The following is a 19,627-nucleotide window of genomic DNA, read 5'->3' as shown; positions in this document are numbered from 1 at the left end:
AGCAGAGGGTCCTTCCAGCAACCCAAACATATCACGCAGACCATGAATAAAGCTGAACTTATTGAAGCCGTGCAAAAGAATCTCGGCGGGGACACTTCCAAACGCGCCGCTTCGGATGCCGTGGAAGCCGTGCTCGCTTCGATTTCCAAGGGCGTGGCAAAGACCGGTACGGTCCAGCTTATCGGCTTCGGTACCTTCAAGGTGGCCAAGCGTGCCGCCCGCACCGGCCGCAACCCGAAGACGGGTGAAGCCATGAAGATCAAAGCCTCCAAGACGGTTCGCTTCGTTCCCTCCTCCGCCCTCAAAGGCGCGCTCTAAGCGATCCGCTGAAGACGTCTTTCTTGAGACGCGTTCAGTCACTCTCTCTCAGACAAAAGCCCGCGGCTCTCGCAGCCGCGGGCTCTTTTTTTCCAAGAGGCGGCAATTGATGTTGAGAGTCAACGGCTGGCCAGCAGCAGGCCTGCGGCTTTGTGGCGAGTTTCCTCCCACTCACGCAGCGGATCCGAATCTGCCACGATGCCGGCACCGGTGTTGAACATGGCGTGCTCACCTTCACGCCAGGCGGTGCGGATGGCGATGCTGAAGTGGCTTTCACCATTGAAGCCAAAGCAGCCGATGGCGCCGGTGTAGAGGCCGCGTGGATGCGGCTCAAGTTCGTGAATGATCTCCAGGGCGCGCTTCTTTGGCGCACCGCTGATGGAGCCGCCGGGAAAGCATGCCAGAAACGCATCGAGGTGATCCACATCAGGCCGCAGGGTGCCTTCCACGGTGGAGACGAGATGATGCACCTGCGCATGGCGTTCGTGCTTCAACAACGCCGTCACCTGTACGCTGCCGTATTCACAAACCTGTCCCAGATCGTTGCGTTCCAGGTCAGTGATCATCACGAGCTCCGCACGTTCTTTGGGGGAGTTGAGCAGTTCGCCGGCGAGGCACTGGTCTTCGATCGCTTCGCTGGCGCGCGGTCGTGTCCCTTTGATGGGGCGGGTCACGATGTGATTGCCGCTGATCTTGAGGAAGCACTCGGGTGATGCGCTGAACACCTGGGTGCCGGCAAGGTTCAGGTAAGCACTGTAGGGGGCGGGGGAGGCCTTGCGCAGCCGCTCGTAGAAACGCCATGGATCCAAGCCCGCCGGCCAGGTGGCGGACCAGGGATAGGAGAGGTTCACCTGGTAGATATCACCCGCGGTGATGTACTCCTGCGCGCGCCGGACGCGGTTGCAGAAGTCCTCCTCTGTCATGCATGGCGTGAACTCGGGAAGGAGGGTCTCCACCGGCGCGGTGGCAGTGGCCTTGAGCAGATCCGGCCTGCCATCGCCCGCGCCGTCTCCAGTCTTGAGCCAGGACTGGGTTCCGTGTTGATACACGTGGCATCGGGCAAAGCGGCCCAGCGTGTATTGCCCGTCAAACCCGATCCATCCATAGAGGCCACCAGCCGGAGCACCGAGATCCGCCACATGGCGGGGACGGTGCTGCTGCATGATCTCGCGAAGCTTGGAGGCATCTTCAAAGAGATTGCCGGTCAGCACTTCTTCCGGGGCCTCGGCGACGATGGAGAAGGAACTGTTGGTAGCGATGGCGCTGTCGAGAAACACCAGGTCGCCTGCAGCCTGCTTCGCACGCGCGAGTTCCAGCGGCGAAGGCGGCTGGAGCAAAGAGGGGTGCGGGGCATGTCCAACGGATGTCACAGCCTTGTCAAAGTGCACTGGAAGTGCCGGGACATCAAGCAGGACGGCGGGAGGCGGGACGATTGAACGACGCGCTCGGACAAACCAACAAAAACCCCGCAGGACCAGAAGGCCGCTGCGGGGTGGAAGAGTCTGCCAGGGTGTCGGTTACAGGCACTCAGCGATCTGCACCGCATTGAGAGCGGCTCCTTTGAGGAGCTGGTCGCCGGCGATCCAGAAGGCGAGGCCGTTGTCGAGGGCGCAATCGAGTCGAAGGCGGCCCACTGCGCAGTTGTCCTTGCCAGCCACATCGAGAGCCAGCGGATACTGCTTGAGCGTGGGATCATCCACAACATCGAGTCCCGGGGCCTTGGCGAGCACGGCGCGCGCCTCTGCAACGGTGACAGGCTTCTCAAATTCAGCGCTCACGGCCACGCTGTGAGCCCGGAAGACGGGCACCCGCACGCAGGTGACGCTGGCGCGGAAACCGGGGTGGTGCATGATCTTGCGCCCTTCGTTCTCCATTTTCATCTCCTCCTTGGTGTAGCCGGAGTCGAGGAAGCTGTCCACGTGCGGCAGGGCGTTGAAGGCGATCTGGTGGGGATAGACCTTCACTTTGTCCGCAGCGAGGCGGACGTCGTCCCACTTGCGGTCGGCAGAGGCCCAGTCGCGGATCTGTGCTTCCAGTTCCTCAATGGCTTGGGCTCCGGTGCCGGAGACGGCCTGGTAGCTGCTGGCGAACACACGCTTCACGCCAAAGGCCTGATGCAGCGGGTACAGGGCCATCAGGGTGATGGCGGTGGTGCAGTTCGGGTTGGCGGCGATGCCTTTGGGAAGATTCTTGAGGTCCGCAGCATTGATCTCTGGCACCACGAGCGGCACCTCGTCATCCATGCGGAAGGCGGAGGAGTTGTCCACCACGATGGCGCCCGCCTTGGTGGCGTGTGGAGCGAACTCCTTGCTGATGCCGCCGCCTGCGCTGAAGAGGGCGATGTCCACACCGGCGAAGGCGTCGGGCGTCAGTTCCTTCACTGTCACGTCCTCACCCTTGAATTTCATCGTCTTTCCGGCGCTCCTGGCGCTGGCAAGAAGGGTAAGCTGGCCGACGGGGAAGTTGCGCTGTTCGAGGCAGCGCAACATTTCCACTCCCACCGCTCCGGTGGCGCCGACGACCGCGACATGTTTGGTGTTGCTCATGATGTTTGCTTTGTAGAAAAGGGCGGGCAGATTACCCCGACGCCTGCAAAATGCAACTTTCGCACCCACGCCTCGAAGTCTCCGTCGCCACGCAAACCCTTTCCCTATGGGATGGTACGCGCCAGGTGAAGAGCTGGCCATGCAGCACCTCGAAGTTTGGCATTGGTTTTGAGGAGGGCTCCAACCGCACGCCGCTGGGGGCCTTTCGTGTGGCGGAGAAGCACGGGGCGGACAGTCCGTTGCACACCATCTTTAAGAGCCGGAAGGCTGTGGGCGAATGGGTGCCTGGGGAAAAGACCGACGCGGACCTCATCCTGGCGCGCATCCTGTGGCTGGAGGGTACGGAGGAGCGCAATGCGAACACCAAGGACCGCTACGTGTACATCCACGGCACCAACCAGGAGGAGCTGATCGGTCAGCGGGGCAGCCACGGCTGCGTGCGCATGCGCAATCTGGATGTGGTGGAGCTCTATGATCTGGTGGAGCCGGGCACGCCCGTTTACATAGCGGAATAGCTGCGCCGCCGCCGCAGGAGAAGGGTGCCGCATGCTGCCAGCAGGAGCAAGGCACGGGAGGGCTCGGGAGCCACCCGGATGATGCCGTCGTCCTTGAAGGTGCTGTAGTCCCAGTAGAGGCCGGAGCCGAGGGTGAACTCAGGGAGGTCCAGCGAGGTTTCGAGGAATGGGTCAAAGGTGCCCCAGATGGCGGAGCCCGACGCCCAGTCCAGGAGATCGAACGACTGGCCCCAGCCTGCTTCGAAGCCGTTCACCCAGACCACTTCGAACCGGGTGTTGGCTCCCACATTGAGGGCACCGGTGATGGTGATCCGGTCGAACTGGCCCGCTCCAGCGCCGCCCAGGCCGAAGATGGCGCGGGTGGTCGCGCTGGCGTTGGCGCTGAAGGAGAGGTCTCCATCAAAGGTGAGGTTGCCCGTGAGATCTCCTGCACTGGCTATCGAGCTCAAGGCCTGGGTGGTGGAGTCGCCCGCCTTGATGAGAGCGGTGCCGCCCAAGCCGAAGTTGCCGAGGAAGGTGCCGGAGCCCGTGAAGACCTGGCTGTTGGTGGTGTAGCCCCCGGTCCCGGTGAGCGCAGTCGCTTTGAGCGTGGTGCCGCTGTTCACCTGGAGCCACGGACTGTCAGCGATGGAGGCGGAGGCTCCCAGGGAGTAAGTGCCTGCGGAGACGGTGGTTTTCCCGGTGTAGGTGTTCTGTGCCTCCACGACCAGTTCGCCCGCGCCAGTTTTGTTGATGCCTCCTGCCCCGCTGATGACGTTTTGCACGGTGAGCACACGACCCGCGATGTCCATCACGGCCACGCCTGATTGCAGGGTGACGGTGCCGGAGTAGAGGCTGTTGGTCGCTCCGCCGCCGGTGCCGCCGCGGTTGCGCAGGGTGGCGTTGTTTTCAAGAACCAGGGCGTCCTTGTAGTTGTTGTCTCCCGGAACCTGGCCGCCTCCCCCAGTGCCGTTCTGGTCCAGGGACAGGGTGGCATTGGTGCGGACGGTGGTCTTGCCGTCGGTGGTGCCCAGGGCCGCCGCCTTGCGCAGCTGGAGTTCTCCGGCGGCAATGTCGATGTCACCGGTGAAGGCGCTGTTGTCGCCCGAGGTGGAGATGAATCCCGCCGTCACATTGATGGTGAGCGTGCCGGAGCCGGTGATATTGCCATTGAGCCGCCACGCCACCACGGAGCTGTAGAGGGTGCCGCCATTGGCAGTGATGTGGATGCCCCGCTCGATGGGGGAGCCGCCGCCGGTGTAGTCGAAGCCCCCTCCGTCCAGGGTGAAGTTCGTGGGAACATTGGTGGCGGTGCCCAGTCGCGCCGCGCTGGCGGCCCGCAGGGTGCCGGCTTTCACCGTGATGGGGCCGCTGAAGGTGTTGGCGGTGGAACCAGAGAGATTGAGCACCCCGGCACCGGTTTTGATCAGACCCGCGGGCCCTGTTCCTCGATTGGCGATGATGCCTGCAAAGGTGAGTGAGCCGGACTGCACCTCGATGGTGCTGGTCCCCGCGCCAGTGGCGGCACCGATGGCGATGCCCCGGTTGGTGCTCAAAGCCAGATCGGCGGCGGAAGTGGTGCGCAGAGTGGCCCCGTCATGGATCACCAGGCTGGCGGGTGTGGCGGTGGTGGGGGCTGCGCCGAGGTTGCCATCGGAGGCGATGCTCAATGTGCCCGCCTCAATCACCGTGGCCCCGGTGAAGGTGTTGGCACCGTGGAGTTGAAGGGTGCCACTGCCGCGTTTGGTGAAGCCGCCGTCGATCGCAGCGGTGCCCGCATGAACGAGCTGGGCCGCGGCCAGGACGTTTCGCCCGTTGGTATCGATGATGGCTCCGCCCTCCTTCACGTTGTAGGTGATGCCGGAGGTGTTGGCGAGGAAGGCAAAGTTGACGTCCCCGGCGTCCCCTGCGGTATCCGTGACCCTGAGCACCCCTCCGTTGAAGTTGAACTCGGTGACCTCGCCCGCGTTAGGGCTTCCTGACCGCAGCACCCGCCGGACGGTGAGCGTGCCGCCATCGAGGTTGAAGATGGCCGAGCTGGCTCCGGTGTTCTCAAACACCATGCCGTTTGTGGCGGAGGCGTTGCCGTTGAGCTCGCCTCCGGTGATGGTCACGACCACGTCGCCCGCGTTACCGGTCCGGTTCCCCAAGATGAAATTGCGGCTTCCTGAGGTGTTGGCACCGGCATTGACGATGCCGCCGCTGATCAGAAGGGTGCCGGATCCTGAGGCTCCATTGCCAGAGGCGGTGGTCCCCACGATGAAGGTCTCGCCGGAACTCAAGATGCCACCGGTCTTGACCTCGACGGTGGTGCCTCCGTTGATGTTGAGGAAACTGCTCCCCAGCGTGGTCAAGGTCGCGCCGCTGTCGATGACCAGCTTGCCGCCGCCGTCCACGTGGATCTGCCCGGTGCGCTGTACGGTGAGGTTCTGGCCGAAGGTAACGGTCGCCGCAGGATCGATGGTGATGTTCCCACTCAAGGTCAGGCTGCGTGCACTGGTGTCGCCCTGGAGCAGATAACCATTGGCCTTGCTCTGGAAGACCAGGGTGGTGGCTTCGATTGCGGATCGTAAGGTCAAAGTACCTCCCAAGCCGGCATCGGTATCTGTGGGTGAGCCGAAGATGGCTGCATTCCCGGTGGCCCAGGGCTTCAAGGTGCTGTCGAACCAGAATGATGACGCGGTGTCCCAGTCTGCCGATCCTCCCGTGCCACTGCTGCCCCGCCAATAGAAGTTGGCGGCATTCAGGGGCAGAGTCGTGAGGAGGGAAGCCATTCCCAACAGCAGCATGCTCCATCGGCGCGATGCCGGGGTGCGTGAGGATTGGAACGAGAGGAGGATGGGGAAGGGCATGAAGACAAGGGGCGCTTGGGTGAGGCAAGCGGTTTAAGATGAGCGCGCTAGAGCGTTTTCTTCCCGTAGAGGGAAGACAGGTCGGAAGGACGCCGCTCCTCTTGAGGCAAAATCGCGGGGGGTTTTGGACACGATTTCTCCCAATCCCTTGCGATTGTTTTGATCACGCTTGCGCCGGATCGTGGGGGCAGTCTGGCGAACCACCTCGAAAAAAATGAAAGGCGTGTCCACCGGCTTCGTTTTCACGCGCCAGCCAGTGGCAACATTGGTGACCCTCTTTGAATGCTGCGGCGCACGACGCAGTCCTAACGACTTGACTCCAGAGCGATGAAATCAGTGAGAAAGCAATACCTGACGACAGGCTTGCGCGCGGTGACCACCGCAGCGGCCGTGGTGGTGATGTCACTTCCCGGCAGAGCGCCCGGCGCGGATGAGGAAATGACTCCCAAGGCGGTCCCGGCGGTGAATCCGACCGCTGCACCCGCCGCAAAACCCAAAGTCAAGGCGGTGGCCAAAAACGCCAAACGGGCGGATCGCAATGCGCAGGTAACCTTCCTGGAGACTCCGCCAGCCAGGGAGCCTCTCTACACCGGCAAGGTGGAGGTCCAGCAGGCGGCGGCGAAGATTGATGAACTGGTGGCCACGAAACTCGCGGCGGAAAAGATCCAGCCCAATGCGCCGGTCTCCGATGAGGTCTTTGTGCGCCGCATTTATCTGGATGTGGTTGGCCGCATTCCCACCAAGGCGGAAGCCGTGGCGTTCCTGGAATCAAAGGATGCCACCAAACGGCAGAAGCTCATTGATCAACTGCTGAACAGCGACGGCTATGTGCAGCATGCCTTCAACTTCTGGGCGGATGTGTTGCGGGTGAAGAACGGGATTGCCCCCGGTGGGCAGGGGCGTGAGGCAGGGGCGGCGTACATCCAGTGGCTCAAGGAGTCACTGAGAGACAACAAGCCGTATGACCGGATGGTGCGGGAACTGCTGACTGCCGATGGTGCCACCTATGAAGATGGGGCCATGGGGTTCTACATGCGGGATCTGGGCATGCCGCTGGACAACATGGCAGTGACGACCCAGGTCTTCCTGGGCACCCAGATGGTGTGCGCGCAGTGCCACAACCACCCCTTCGACAAGTGGAGCCAGATGGACTACTACCAGATGGCCGCGCACAGCAACGGCATGGCAGGGTCCAACGCCCTGGCCAATGCGGCGGATGTGAACCGCTTCATGGCCCAGCAGGGCCTGGCGGTTGAGGAGCGCCGGACGATGAACAAGGCCTTCAGCGAGATCCTGTTCCGGTTGCGTTTCAACCATGTGTACGCCCTGGACCGCACGTTGAAGCTGCCTGGTGACTACCAGTACAAGGATGCCAGACCCGGTGCGAACATCGAACCAATGATCCCGGTGTCCTTCTCCAAGGACGGCAAGATCACCAAGGAGGGTGAGGCTCCCATCCTGGCCTATTCACAGTGGATGACCTCGCGGGAGAATCCGCGCTTCACCCTGGTGGTGGCGAACCGGCTGTGGAAGAAAGTGATGGGCATGGGGGTGATCGACCCCGTGGATGAGATCACGGACTCCACCGTGCCAAGCAACCCGGCCCTCATGGAGTTCCTTGAAACTACCATGAAGCAGGTGAACTTCGACATGAAGGCGTATTTGCGCATCCTGCTGAACTCCCAGACCTATCAACGGGAGGCCTACACTGCGGATGTGGAGCTGGGGGCGCAATACCACTTCCCGGGACCTTTGCTGCGCCGCATGACGGCGGAACAGATCTGGGATTCGATCGTGGCCCTGGCCAAGGACAATCCCGATGAGGCCAGCCATGCCACCTACATGGACACGAAGCAACTCCTGACCAAGGTGGAGTGGATGGACCGCACCCTCCTGGCCCAGACCCCGGCGGAGCTGGTGGAAGGGGCCCGGAAGATCGCGGCCTATGGCAAGGATCTGAATGAGGACATCCAGGCCAAGACGGTGGCTCTCAAGGCGGGCACGCTGAGTGAGGCGGAGGTGCGCGAGGCCAAAAAGGCGGCCAAAACCCAGCGGCAGAAGATCTACGCAAAGTCCGACGAGATCGTCTTCAACGCCGGCTTCCAGAAGCTCGCGGAGCAGATTGCCAAGGAGCCTGACGTGGTGGCGAAGCGGACGGATCCGGAGTTCGTCGCGCAGATCGCGGCAGCGGTGAAGCACTTTGGCAAGATCCCGACCATGGACGAGGCCTTGGACTTCGTCCTGGACCAGCAGCGCAAGGATTACTCGAACTGGCAGACGGCCGTGCGCGACCGCGAGATGTTGGAATGGGGCGTGGACACCAAGGAGAAAAAGGAGAACTACCGCAAGTTTGCCGAGTACCGGGACCGCAACCTGGTCCGTGCGGCAGATCTGCGCAATCCGGCCCCCAACGGGCACTTCCTCAGACTCTATGGTCAGAGTGACCGGGAACTGGTGGAGAATGGCAATCGCGATGCCTCCGTGATGCAGGCACTGACGATGATGAATGGCGCGTTGTTCCGCAACCTGATCAGCCCCTTTGCCACGCTTGCGCGGGAAGTCCGGAAGGATGGCAAAGATGTGAACGCCGCGATCGACACCATCTACCTCAGCACGCTGAGCCGCCGGGCCACGGAGGAGGAGAAAGCGGTGCTGCGCCCGATGGTGGAGCAGAACCCGCAGGAAGGCCGGGGGGACATCCTCTGGACCGTGCTCAACACCCGCCAGTTCCTCTTCATCCAGTAACCACCCTTTTCTGCATTTATTTCGATGAACCCGCTCTTCCAGTCCGTGGACCAGCCCACCCGCCGCCAGTTTGTGAGCGGTGCGGCCAAGACCTTCCTTGGAGTGTCTCTTCTGAACCAGCTCCAGGGGCGCGGTCTTGCCGCCGCCGGGCTGGGCACCTCGCCCCTCAAGCAGGTGGCGACGGCGCGCAACGTGATCTACCTCTACATGACCGGCGGCATGAGCCACCTGGACACCTTTGACCCCCGCCCGGAGAACAAGGAGGTGAGCGGGGAGACAGACGCCATCAAGACGACGGCGGACGGCATTCGCATCAGCTCCAATCTGCCCCTCATGGCCCGCCAGATGGACAAGGTGGCGCTGGTGAATTCCATGAACTCCACGCAGGGGGCGCATGAGCAGGGGCAGTACTACATGCACACCAGCTACACGCTGCGCAGCTCCATCCGCCACCCCGCCATGGGGGCCTGGCTGCAGAAGTTCCAGGAGCGTGGCAATCCCAGCCTGCCGGGCAGTGTGATGATCGGGAACGACAGCCGCCACCCCGGGGCCGGGTTCTTTGAGGCCAAGTACAGCCCGCTCATGGTGAATGACCCGGATGACGGCGTCTCCAACAGCAAGATCAACAGCTGGTTCGCCAGCAGTGAGGACCGCTTTGGCAGCCGCCTGGGGGCGGCCCGCCAGCTCGACACCACCTTCGCGCAGAAATACAACGTCAAGAACGTGCGTGCCTACGCGGACATGTATGATGATGCCGTGCGCATGATGAAGAGCGAGGAGCTCAAGGCCTTTGACCTGAGCCAGGAGAACGATGAGTTGCGCGACCGTTATGGGCGCGAATCCTCCTTTGGCCAGGGCTGCCTGCTGGCCCGCCGCCTCGTGGAGCACGGGGTGCGGTTCGTGGAAGTAAGCTTCGGCAACTGGGACACGCACAATGCGAACTTCATCCGTGTGCCGGAGCTTTGTGAAGAACTGGACGCGGCGCTGAGCACCCTCCTCCAGGACCTGGAGGCGCGGGGACTGCTGAGCGAGACGCTGGTGGTGCTGGCCACGGAGTTCGGCCGCACGCCGGAGATCAACCAGAACGACGGCCGCGACCACCATCCCAAGGCCTTCACCTGTCTGTTCGCCGGCGGGGGCATTCGCGGAGGCCAGGCCTACGGGAAGAAGGATGAGAAGGGGTTCGAGGTGGCGGAGAACAAAGTGGACATTCCCGCCTTCAACGCCACCATCGCGTATGCCCTGGGCATTCCTCTTGACCAGGTGTTGTACTCACCCAGCAAGCGGCCTTTTACCGTGGCGGACAAGGGACAGCCGCTCACACAGTTGTTTGGCTGAACCGGGGCCGGGGGAGGTTGGTGGTTGAGGGTGCCCCGCAGCGTGGCTGCGGGAGTAATCCGGATGGGGCATTCTTTCCGCCTTCCGCCGATAAAGCCCACCGTCTGTCGATACTTGGCGGGATCGGCGAGCAGGAGAAGCTCGCAGACGCTTCAGCTAGTGCCTCCTTACGTCGACAACTACAGGGGCGCTGGGTGGTGGGTGATCAAAGACCAGTGGGTGGGAGTTGAGGCGTGAGCCATCGGGGTGTGTGCGGATGCGGAGGGTGATTGAGAATGCCTTCTGCCGTGAGGCCAATAACACCGGTCGTAGTTGTCGACGTGAGGAGAACGAACCAATCGCGCGCGTTTTGGGGTGGCCGCCAAGGAACCAACTACTGCTCAGTTCGCAGCCAATCCCCGAAGGGGATTTCTAGCACAGCCCAGCGGTTGGACGAGCCTTAAGCGAGTCAACCCTGGGTGCCTCCGCGGAGGATGATCAGGTGGGAAGGCCGACCGCATCTGCTTTCTCTCCACCGCCATCAACACCCCCACGTCAGTCACCAGGTTCCTTGGCAGGCACTAACTTCCCGGTATGCGACGCTTGTCCCGCGGAGAGCTGTCAAGTGTCCAAGGGCCACTCCATGACCGCGAGGGAAACCACTTTAAAATACCCTCATCACGCCCTTTCGGGCTGGATGACCTTCAAGGAAGTGGGTTCATCGAACTCCACCCCGGCGTAAACCTCTGCGAGGTGGAGCGTGACGTCGATGCATGAAAGAGCAATCGAGGACTCCAGACCGGTGGCTTCGGTGAGCCGCCATGAGCCATCTCCCTGGCGCTCGAAGAGCTCAATGTGCGCCTTGTCCTGCGAGAGGAGGGCGTAGCCCTGGAGAGAGGGAATGCGCCGGTAGTGCTCCGCCTTTGTGCCGCGGTCGTAGCCTTCCGTCGATTCGGAAAGGACTTCGAACAGCATGGTGGGATTCGTGGCGGTGTCCCGCTGGGAATCCTCAGCGTCGTATTCCTTGGGACCACAAAAGACACTGACGTCCGGATACGTGCGCAGCCCCGTTGCCTCCACCTTGATGCGCTGGTCGCTGTTGATGGGGGAGCAGCGCTTGCCTTTTAACTGGATTCCAAGCTCAACCAGCAAGTTGGTCCCCACCATGGCGTGCCGGGTGGTGGATCCTGACATGGCAAAGATCTCTCCCTGGTAGTATTCGCTCTTGTAGTCGGCGAGACGCTCAAGCACATAGTACTCGTCGGGTGTGTATGATTTGACGAACTTGGGCAGGGCCATGGGCCTATGATGCCCCACCTGTTGAGGGATTCAAAAGATCTTTTGCGCCTCGGAGCGGCGGAATTCATCTCCTATTCACTGACGCTTCACACTTTTTTCAATCCGGGCGGACATCATGGCAGAAGTCGCACTGGCTCGCCTTGAGGGAGCTGCGTGGATGACGAATGCAGCCCCACCCGATAAAATCAGATGCTCTCCGCCCACATTGTGCCTTGGTCTGCCCCAGAATCTCTCTGCCCCGCCCTTCCCGCCATGGTCATCCGTCCCCGCATCCTTGTCGTTGAAGATGAGCCGTCGATTGCCGACACCCTGCAGTACTCGCTGGAGTCTGAAGGATTCGCCGTGCAGATCTCCGGCACGGGGGCCTCGGCGCTGGAGATCCTGGGCCAGGAGGAGTTTGCGCTGGTGGTGCTGGACATCGGCCTGCCGGACATGACCGGGTTTGAGGTTTGCCGACAGGTGCGCACGTCCAAGAACGTGCCCGTGATCTTCCTGACGGCCCGTTCTTCTGAGGTGGACCGCGTGGTGGGTCTGGAGATTGGGGGGGATGACTACCTGTGCAAGCCCTTCAGCCCCCGGGAGCTCACGGCCCGGGTGCGGGCGGTACTACGGCGGACCCAGCCCCAGGCCGCTCCTGCTGCCACGGGCCCGATCCAAGCCCAAGTCACGCCTCAGCCCCAGGCGGGACCGCTCGGAGCGACCACCCCGGTGGTGGTGGATGAGACGCGCTGCCAGATCCGGTACTTCGGTGAGGTGTTGCCGCTCTCCCGCTACGAGTACCGTCTGCTGCAAACGCTGGCCCGCCACCCGGGCCGGGTTTTCAGCCGCAGCCAGCTCATGGAGCACGCCTCAGACGAGCCAGATGCGGCGATGGAGCGCACTGTGGACGCGCACGTGAAGTCTCTCCGGGCCAAGATGAAGCTTATCCGGGAGGAGGTGGAGGCCATTGTGACCCATCGCGGCATGGGCTACTCACTCACGGAAGCTTGGAGCTGAGAGAGCCGTTGGGCCGGGGCTGTTTATCGATCTTTTTTTATTGAGCTTTGAAGTTCTCCTTCTCCATGTCCCTCACGTCGAAGCTGTTGTTCGGCTTCGCCCTCATCTCGGCCATTGGTTTCTGGCTGATGATGGATCAGGTGCTGGAACGGGTGGAGCGCCAGTACCTGGAGGCGGCGGAGGAGCCCATGGTGGATATCGCGCATGTGCTGGCGGAGATGCTGTCCCGGGACATGAGGGCAGACGGCACTCTGGACTCGACGCCGATGAAGGCGGCGATGGAAGGGGCGAAGAACCGCCAGTTTGAGGCGCGCATCTATTCCTTCCTCAAAACGCGGGTGGACATGGATGTGTATGTGACGGATGCGAAAGGGGTGGTGCTGTTTGACTCCCTGCACCCGGAGACGGTGGGGGAGAAGCGGGCCAAGCGGGATGTGGTGCTCACGCTCAACGGCTTTTACGGGGCCCGTTCCTCCCGGGAGGATGAGAATGACGTCAACTCCTCGGTGATGTACTCCGCCGCACCCATCAGGGTGGACGACAGGGTGGTGGGCGTCGTCAGTGTCGCGAAGCCGCAGCGCAGTGTGTTCAAGTTCCGCGATGAGACCCGGGCCTGGCTGAAGCGCACGATCGGGTCCCTCATCCTGTGCATGGTGATGGGCTCCTTCCTTCTGGCCCGATGGACGACCCGACCGATCCGCCGGCTGACCGACTACGCGCAGGCCGTCACCGCGGGCGAGCGCCCCGCCGTGCCCGCCCTCCACGGCAGCGAGATGAAGACGCTGGGAGGGGCCTTTGAGACCATGCGGGATGTGCTGGAGAACCGTGAATACGTGGAGCACTACGTGCAGACCATGACGCACGAGCTGAAGAGCCCCGTGGCGGCCATCCGCGGGGCGGCCGAGCTGTTGCAGGAGGGCACCATGCCCGAGGAGCAGAGGCGCAAGTTCCTGCGCAACATCCACGGCGAATCCCTGCGTCTCCAGGACCTGCTTGACCGCCTGCTGGCTCTGGCGGGCTTGGAGAAGAAGAAGGCGCTGGACGAGACCTCCATAGTGGATCTCAGCGTGATTTGTCGTGAGGTCTGCGAACACTTTGAGCCCATGCTGGTGCAAAACCGGCTGCGGCTCGACCACTGGATCCAGGACGATGTGGAGGTGAGGGGCGATACCTTCCTGCTCCACACCGCGCTGATCAATCTGGTGCAGAACGCCGTGGATTTTTCGCCGGAGGGAGGGCTCATCTCCATTGGCCTGAAGGTGGTGGACGACCGGGCCTGCTTCATTGTGGAGGATGACGGGCCGGGGCTCCCTGACTACGCGAAGAAACGGGTGTTTGAGCGCTTCTACTCCCTGCCCCGGCCCCACACCGGCCGGAAGAGCAGCGGCTTGGGCCTCTGCTTCGTGAAGGAGGCGGCGCTTCTGCATCGTGGAAAGGTCGAACTGGAAAACCGGGATGGGACGAGAGGGGCCCGGGCGATTTTCAGTCTGCCCGTGCGCTGATGGTGCCGCTTCCGCGACCCATCCCGGGGTGGGGAATTGTTTTTTCCCCAAGTATTGGTCATTGAGGGAAGGTCAAAGCTGACTAACTGTCGCTGGCGCCCCCTTGCCCCTCTACTGCATGCCGAAATTTAAAGAAGTCTTGCTCAAACGTTACATGGACCTCGTGGCCCGCCGCGCTGGTGGTGCCTCCGCAGGGGCAACCGTGGACGGGGAATCGAGCAAGGAGGACCTGGAGAAAGAGGTCGCAAGGTTGCTGGGCCTGCTGGAAGAGAGGAACCAGCTCATTACCCGGCTGGAGGAAACGGATCAAAAGCGGGAGCAACTGTGGTCACAGATGCGGGAGAAGTGGGCGCTGAAGAAGAAAGAGGCCCAGAAGGTGCACCGGCGGAACAACGTCTTTCGCAAGCTCCTCCGCAGGCGTCGCCATGCGATTCGTGAGCTGGCGCAGCGGCTGCGCAGCACGGAGAACGTGCTGGTGAACTTCTACACCTCGCCGCACCTCATGCCCTCGTATGATGCCACGGCCCCGCTGCCAGGCGGCATTTCCGACTCGCTCATCCGGCGGGCATTGGCGTGGGTGCCCTCATTGGAGAGCCTCATCTGGACGCATTGGATGCGCCTGGGCGTGCTGAAGCAGTTCGAGGCCCGGCCCATGCAGTTCGACACCATCCCGAAGCCCAAGCTCCCCGTCGAGCAACTGCCCAAGATCAGCATCGTCACCCCGTCGTACAATCAGGCGGTGTACCTGGATGAGACGATGCGGAGCCTGCTGGAGCAGAACTATCCGCACCTGGAGTACATCATCATGGATGGCGGCTCCACGGATGCCTCGGTGGAGGTCATCATGAAGTACGAGTCCCGCCTGGCCCACTGGCAGAGCGCGCGGGATGGCGGGCAGGCAGACGCGGTGCGTCAGGGCCTGCTGAAGGCCACGGGGGACATCATGGCCTGGCTGAATTCCGACGACCTCATCCTGCCCGGCACCCTGGCCTATGTGGCAGACTATTTTGCCCGGCATCCTGAGGTGGATGTGGTCTATGGGCACCGCCTCGTCATCAATGAGCGCAGCTATGAGGTCGCCCGCTGGGTGCTGCCGGTGCACGATGCAGAGCTCCTCCTGTGGGCAGACTTCATTCCCCAGGAGACCTGCTTCTGGCGGCGCAGCATCTATGAGAAGATCGGCGGCATGGATCCGAGCTTCCAGTTTGCGCTGGACTGGGACCTCCTCCTGCGGCTGCAAAAGGCCGGTGCCCGGATGGTGCGGCTGCCGTACTTCACCGGTGCCTTCCGCATGCACAGCGAGCAGAAAAACGCCGTCACCATCAACACGGACGGGTACAAGGAAATGCAGCTCCTCCGCGAACGTGAGCTGGGGCGTGAGTTCAACCGCGGTGGACTGGCGCGCCGGGTGAACCGGGCGCAGTTCAAAGCCCTGATCTCCACGCTGCTCATGAGGGTGGGCATTCGCTGGTAGGGCGGGCGGGGCTATGGCACTTGGCGAAAACTTCATGCCTCTGAGCCAGGCCTTTCTGGAGAGCATTCATCCCACCGCAGCACCCTTGCTGGCCGAGGTGGAGGGGCCGCCTTTCTCATGGTCGAGAGCCCGTTAGGTCATTTCATTTGAATCGGGGCGCATTTGGGGCCACACAGAGGCCCCCAAAATTTTGATGACCCGCATGAAATCCACCGTCCTCTCTGCACTTGCCGGCCTTTTCCTGCTCGCCTCCTGCACCACACCCCCTGCGGAAAACCTGGGGGCCAACTATCTGGCTGGCCTGGGCGGCCCCGTGCCGACCGCGCCTCAGCAGCTCGGCGTGGCAGAGCCCGTGTCGTACTGGGATGACGATGGCTCCCAGGGGGAGAGCTACATCGTGGTGGATCTGCGCCGCCAGGTGGCCGAGTTCTACCGGGCGGGTCATGTGATCGGGGTGGCCGCCATCTCCTCAGGTACGGAAATGCGGGCGACCCCGTCTGGGGACTACAAGATTCTGGAGAAAGACATCGACCACGTGTCCTCCTCCTACGGCCATGTGGAGGACTCCGCTGGCAACGCCGTGAACAATGACGCCACGCCCCGCTCTCCCGTACCCCCTGGCTGCAAGTATGTGCCCGCGCCCATGAATTTTTTCATGCGTCTGACGTGGGACGGGGTGGGCATGCACCAGGGGTACCTCCCCGGCTATCCCGCCTCTCACGGTTGCATCCGCATGGACCGCAACGTGGTGCCCAAGTTCTATGAGAACGCCTACGTGGGCATGCCGGTGAAGGTGATCCGCTAGAGCCCGCCAGGCTGGGGGGGGGATGGGCCGCCGTCTGGTGTCTTTTGACAACTTTTCCCTTTCCTTTCCCGCCCCCTACGCTACTTTCCCGGCCGCTCTCCCCTTGGGAGTCGCGCATGGCGAGGTAGCAAAGTGGTAATGCACTGGTCTGCAAAACCGGTATGCGCGGGTTCAATTCCCGCCCTCGCCTCCAATTGTTCAGCTTTTGAGAGCTGTCTTGGTTTTCTTTCTCGGAGCAGGATTCTCGTACCTCACTGATTTTTGGGGTCGAATCTTCCGATAGACTTCTTCCGCCATCCATTGAGCGATTTGCTTGCGGAACGACTGCTCGTTCATCACTCGTGCAACTATTTCCTCGTTCTGGTCGAGACGTTCGACAAAGAGGTTTTCCAAGGCGGTGTTGAAGACGATCTTGAACTTGTCCTCAGAGTTGACCTTTGCCGCTTGATGCAGCGTTTCATCGGTCATGGCGGATTCCATGATCTGGTCGAAGAAGAGCTGGTCCGCCTCGGTGAAATCAGTGCCGAAGCGATCATTGAGCAGGTCGATCAGCTTGGAGAGTTTCACCGGCTCTTCCCGCACTACCCCCGTGCCGACCTCGCCAGGGCCGTCGAGCGGTTTGGCCCTGCCAGTGGCCAGAGAAATGGACCCTTCACTGATCTTCTGCAGCCGGTAGTATTCGAGGCGGACGTCGTCATCGAACACGTATGCCGGGCCTGTACCCCGCTTGGGCAGTTTGGGGGAGAGATGCCGCAGGTAAGTGTAGAGCTTTTCCAGATCGGAATCTTGATAAGGGATGATCTGGCTGAGGAAGGAATACAGATTCCGGAGGGCAGCCAGCTTGCTGCGCCAGTTTTCCGCCTCGTCCTCATCGGCTTTGCGGAGGGTGGTGAAGCGCTGCACCGCCGGGTCGAGAGCGGCGTTCATGGCTTGATGATCATTTGCGCTCTGGCGTGCTTTTGGCAGGAAGAACACTGCGCAAAAGCGCTCCACCTCGGCAGCCAGATAGATGCCGGAAGCATCCAGTTCCGCTTTGAGTTCATAGAGGCGGGACGGTTCCACCGGCTCGCCCATCTCTGCCCCATCATAGAATTGCTTGAAGGCTTCGAAGATCTCCTGGCGATCATTGACGAAGTCCAGAACGAAGGTGTCTTCCTTCTGGGGATGAATTCGGTTGAGACGTGAGAGGGTCTGCACCGCCTGAATGCCAGAGAGTCGTTTGTCCACGAACATGGTGTGGAGCAGCGGCTGGTCGAACCCAGTCTGGTACTTCTCTGCCACCAGGAGCACCTGATAGTCGTGGCCGGCGAACTTCTCCGGCAGTTCCTTTTCCTTTACGCCCTCGTTCATCCCTTCCTCGGTGTAGGTTTTGCCGGGGAATTTGTCGTCCTCCACCACGCCGGAGAAGGCTACGAGTGATTTGATGGCGTAGCCTTTGGCCTTGATGTAACGGTCAAAACTTTCCTTGTACCGCACCGCCTCCAGCCGGGAGCCGGTCACCACCATGGCCTTGGCCTTCCCGCCGATCTTGTGGCGTGTCACGGCCTGAAAGTGCTCCACCATGATCTCGGTCTTCTGGCTGACATTCACCGGATGCAGCCGGAGGAACCGTGCCAGTGCCTTTGCAGCCTTCTTGCGTTCCACGTTCGGGTCGGCCTCAGACGCACGCACGAGCTTGAAGTAGGCTTTGTACGTCGTGTAGCTCTTGAGCACGTCCATGATGAACTGCTCCTCAATGGCCTGCCGCATGGTGTAGCGGTGAAAGGGTTGCCCTTCCCGCCCAAAGACGGCCAGCGTTTTGAACTTGGGTGTTGCGGTGAAGGCGAAGAAGCTCAGGCTCTTCTGCCGCCCGCGTTTTGCCATGCTGCGGCAGAGTTCTTCCAGGTTGGTCAGTCCTTCCTCAGCGGCGCGTTCGACGGCCTGCCTGCGCAGTTCGTCACCTCCCAGCACCTCTTTCACCTCTGTGGCGGTCTCGCCGGATTGCGAGCTGTGAGCTTCGTCAATGATCACAGCGCAGTTGCGCGTGGTCAGCACTCCGTTGCCCGATTCCCCCCGTTTCTCCGCCAGCTTGAGCAGCTGTCGGGAAACGAAAGGAAACTTCTGCATCGTCGTGATGATGATGGGCACCTCATTTTCCAGTGCCTCGGCAAGCTGGCGGGAGCTTTCGTCGATCTTCTGCACCACGCCCTGGCGATGCTCGAACTGATAAATCGTGTCCTGAAGCTGCTGATCGAGCACCAGCCGGTCCGTGATGACGATGACGGATTGAAACACGCGTTCGTCGCTCGAGTTGTGCAGAGAGGCCAGACGATGGGCCAGCCACCCTATGGTGTTGCTTTTGCCGCTGCCAGCCGAGTTCTCGATGAGGTAGTTGTGCCCCGGGCCCTCGGCTCGTGCGGCGTTCACCAGCGATTTCACGCACTGCCGCTGGTGATAGCGGGGAAAGATCATCGTCTCCTTCTGCACCATTCGCCCATCTTCCGTACGCTTGTCTTCGATTTGCAGGTGGAGGAAGACCGCCAGCAACTCCAACAGACTTTCCCGCTCCAGCACCTCTTCCCAAAGGTAAGCGGTGCGGTAGTTTCGTCCGTCCGGATCAGGCGGGTTGCCCTGGCCACCCTCGCAGCCTTGGTTGAAGGGGAGAAAGTGCGTCGCCTCCTTGGCCAGACGCGTCGTCATGAAGACGGTGTCCGTGTCCGCGGCGAAGTGGACCAGCGTCCGCCGCTTGAATTCAAAGATGGGCTCGCGCGGGTCCCGGTCCTTGCAGTACTGGCGTTTCGCCTCTTCCACCGTCTGGCCCGTCAGGGCGTTCTTGAGTTCCATCGTCACCAATGGAATCCCGTTGAGGCTCAGCACCACATCCAGGGAGTTTTCGCTTCGGGCGCTGTAGTGAAGCTGGCGGGTGATGCACAGGCGGTTTTGCGCATACTGTTGTTCCAGTTCCGGATTGAGCCCGTGTGCTGCTTTGAAATAAGCCACGCGCAAGGTGCGCCCGTAGCATTTGAAGCCATGCCGCAGCGTCGCCAGGCAGCCGTGGGAGTCCATCCACTTTGCCAGATCCCGGATGATCTGCTCCCCGGTCTTCTTCCCGTGCAGTTGCTCCAGCTTCTCCCAGACCTTGGGCTGTGTCTCCCGGATGAAGGCGAGCACTTCTTCAGGAAACAACGCCAGATCACGGTCAAAGCTGGCTCCACCTAGCGACTGGTAGCCGTGGCGTAGCAGGTGGGCCTCGATCACGGACTCGAAGGCGAGCTCGGAGGTGGATTTGGGCTTCATGTT

At 61.8% G+C, this 19,627-nt stretch carries 13 protein-coding genes and 1 tRNA gene; 9 read left to right on the top strand and 5 right to left on the bottom strand.

From position 1 onward, the window contains the following. Window positions 1-42 precede the first annotated feature (42 nt). The gene (locus tag VSP_RS30950; RefSeq protein ID WP_009965621.1) at window positions 43-318 is read left to right on the top strand and encodes an HU family DNA-binding protein; all 276 of its coding nucleotides are present in this window, start codon (window positions 43-45) and stop codon (window positions 316-318) included. Window positions 319-437: 119 nt separating this feature from the next. Here VSP_RS30950 and VSP_RS38255 read toward each other — a convergent pair whose 3' ends face one another. Beyond that, the gene (locus VSP_RS38255) at window positions 438-1,655 is read right to left on the bottom strand and encodes an anthranilate synthase component I family protein (protein WP_044135194.1); all 1,218 of its coding nucleotides are present in this window, start codon (window positions 1,653-1,655) and stop codon (window positions 438-440) included. A gap of 180 nt (window positions 1,656-1,835) precedes the next feature. Next, complete coding sequence (locus VSP_RS30940; protein WP_009965617.1) at window positions 1,836-2,864, bottom strand: aspartate-semialdehyde dehydrogenase; 1,029 nt, start codon at window positions 2,862-2,864, stop codon at window positions 1,836-1,838. Window positions 2,865-2,914: 50 nt separating this feature from the next. Here VSP_RS30940 and VSP_RS30935 point away from each other — a divergent pair, with 50 nt between their 5' ends. After that, window positions 2,915-3,379 (top strand): L,D-transpeptidase, encoded by a 465-nt coding sequence (locus VSP_RS30935; RefSeq protein WP_029190898.1) that lies wholly within the window; start codon window positions 2,915-2,917, stop codon window positions 3,377-3,379. On the opposite strand, the gene VSP_RS30930 is transcribed toward VSP_RS30935, so the two are convergent. Next, entirely contained in the window at window positions 3,364-6,210 is a 2,847-nt protein-coding gene (locus VSP_RS30930; RefSeq protein WP_081452832.1) for a beta strand repeat-containing protein, read from the bottom strand. The genes VSP_RS30935 and VSP_RS30930 overlap by 16 nt on opposite strands. Before the next feature lie 327 nt (window positions 6,211-6,537). Between VSP_RS30930 and VSP_RS40325 the strand changes: the two genes are divergently transcribed. Together VSP_RS40325 and VSP_RS30915 are read left to right on the top strand one after the other, a co-directional pair. Beyond that, on the top strand, window positions 6,538-8,955 hold the full coding sequence (locus tag VSP_RS40325; RefSeq protein ID WP_009965612.1) for a DUF1549 domain-containing protein: 2,418 nt from the start codon (window positions 6,538-6,540) through the stop codon (window positions 8,953-8,955). 24 nt (window positions 8,956-8,979) lie between these two features. Further along, window positions 8,980-10,293 (top strand): DUF1501 domain-containing protein, encoded by a 1,314-nt coding sequence (locus VSP_RS30915; protein ID WP_009965611.1) that lies wholly within the window; start codon window positions 8,980-8,982, stop codon window positions 10,291-10,293. A 657-nt stretch (window positions 10,294-10,950) separates the two neighbouring features. On the opposite strand, the gene VSP_RS30910 is transcribed toward VSP_RS30915, so the two are convergent. After that, window positions 10,951-11,571 carry a Uma2 family endonuclease gene (locus VSP_RS30910; RefSeq protein WP_009965610.1) on the bottom strand — a complete coding sequence of 207 codons (621 nt, stop codon included), beginning with the start codon at window positions 11,569-11,571 and terminating at the stop codon, window positions 10,951-10,953. Between the two features lie 252 nt (window positions 11,572-11,823). On the opposite strand from VSP_RS30910, the gene creB reads away from it, so the two are divergent. The 5 genes from creB to VSP_RS30880 all read left to right on the top strand — a co-directional run bounded on the left by creB (window position 11,824) and on the right by VSP_RS30880 (window position 16,541). Further along, the gene (creB, locus tag VSP_RS30905) at window positions 11,824-12,567 is read left to right on the top strand and encodes a two-component system response regulator CreB (RefSeq protein WP_009965609.1); all 744 of its coding nucleotides are present in this window, start codon (window positions 11,824-11,826) and stop codon (window positions 12,565-12,567) included. 65 nt (window positions 12,568-12,632) lie between these two features. Continuing rightward, window positions 12,633-14,069, top strand: coding sequence for a two-component system sensor histidine kinase CreC (gene creC, locus VSP_RS30900; protein WP_029190896.1), 1,437 nt, complete (start codon window positions 12,633-12,635; stop codon window positions 14,067-14,069). Window positions 14,070-14,187: 118 nt separating this feature from the next. Continuing rightward, window positions 14,188-15,543, top strand: a complete 1,356-nt coding sequence (locus tag VSP_RS40320) for a glycosyltransferase family 2 protein (RefSeq protein WP_009965606.1) — start codon at window positions 14,188-14,190, stop codon at window positions 15,541-15,543. Window positions 15,544-15,745: 202 nt separating this feature from the next. Beyond that, complete coding sequence (locus VSP_RS38240; protein ID WP_009965604.1) at window positions 15,746-16,348, top strand: L,D-transpeptidase family protein; 603 nt, start codon at window positions 15,746-15,748, stop codon at window positions 16,346-16,348. Window positions 16,349-16,466: 118 nt separating this feature from the next. Further along, window positions 16,467-16,541 (top strand) — tRNA-Cys (locus VSP_RS30880). Window positions 16,542-16,546: 5 nt separating this feature from the next. On the opposite strand, the gene VSP_RS30875 is transcribed toward VSP_RS30880, so the two are convergent. After that, the gene (locus tag VSP_RS30875; protein ID WP_009965603.1) at window positions 16,547-19,624 is read right to left on the bottom strand and encodes a type I restriction endonuclease subunit R; all 3,078 of its coding nucleotides are present in this window, start codon (window positions 19,622-19,624) and stop codon (window positions 16,547-16,549) included. Window positions 19,625-19,627 lie beyond the last annotated feature (3 nt).

This window comes from Verrucomicrobium spinosum DSM 4136 = JCM 18804, from assembly GCF_000172155.1.
Taxonomy (GTDB): domain Bacteria; phylum Verrucomicrobiota; class Verrucomicrobiia; order Verrucomicrobiales; family Verrucomicrobiaceae; genus Verrucomicrobium; species Verrucomicrobium spinosum.
The sequence above is the reverse complement of the archived record's forward strand: the minus strand, read 5'-3'. Positions and strand labels throughout refer to the sequence as shown.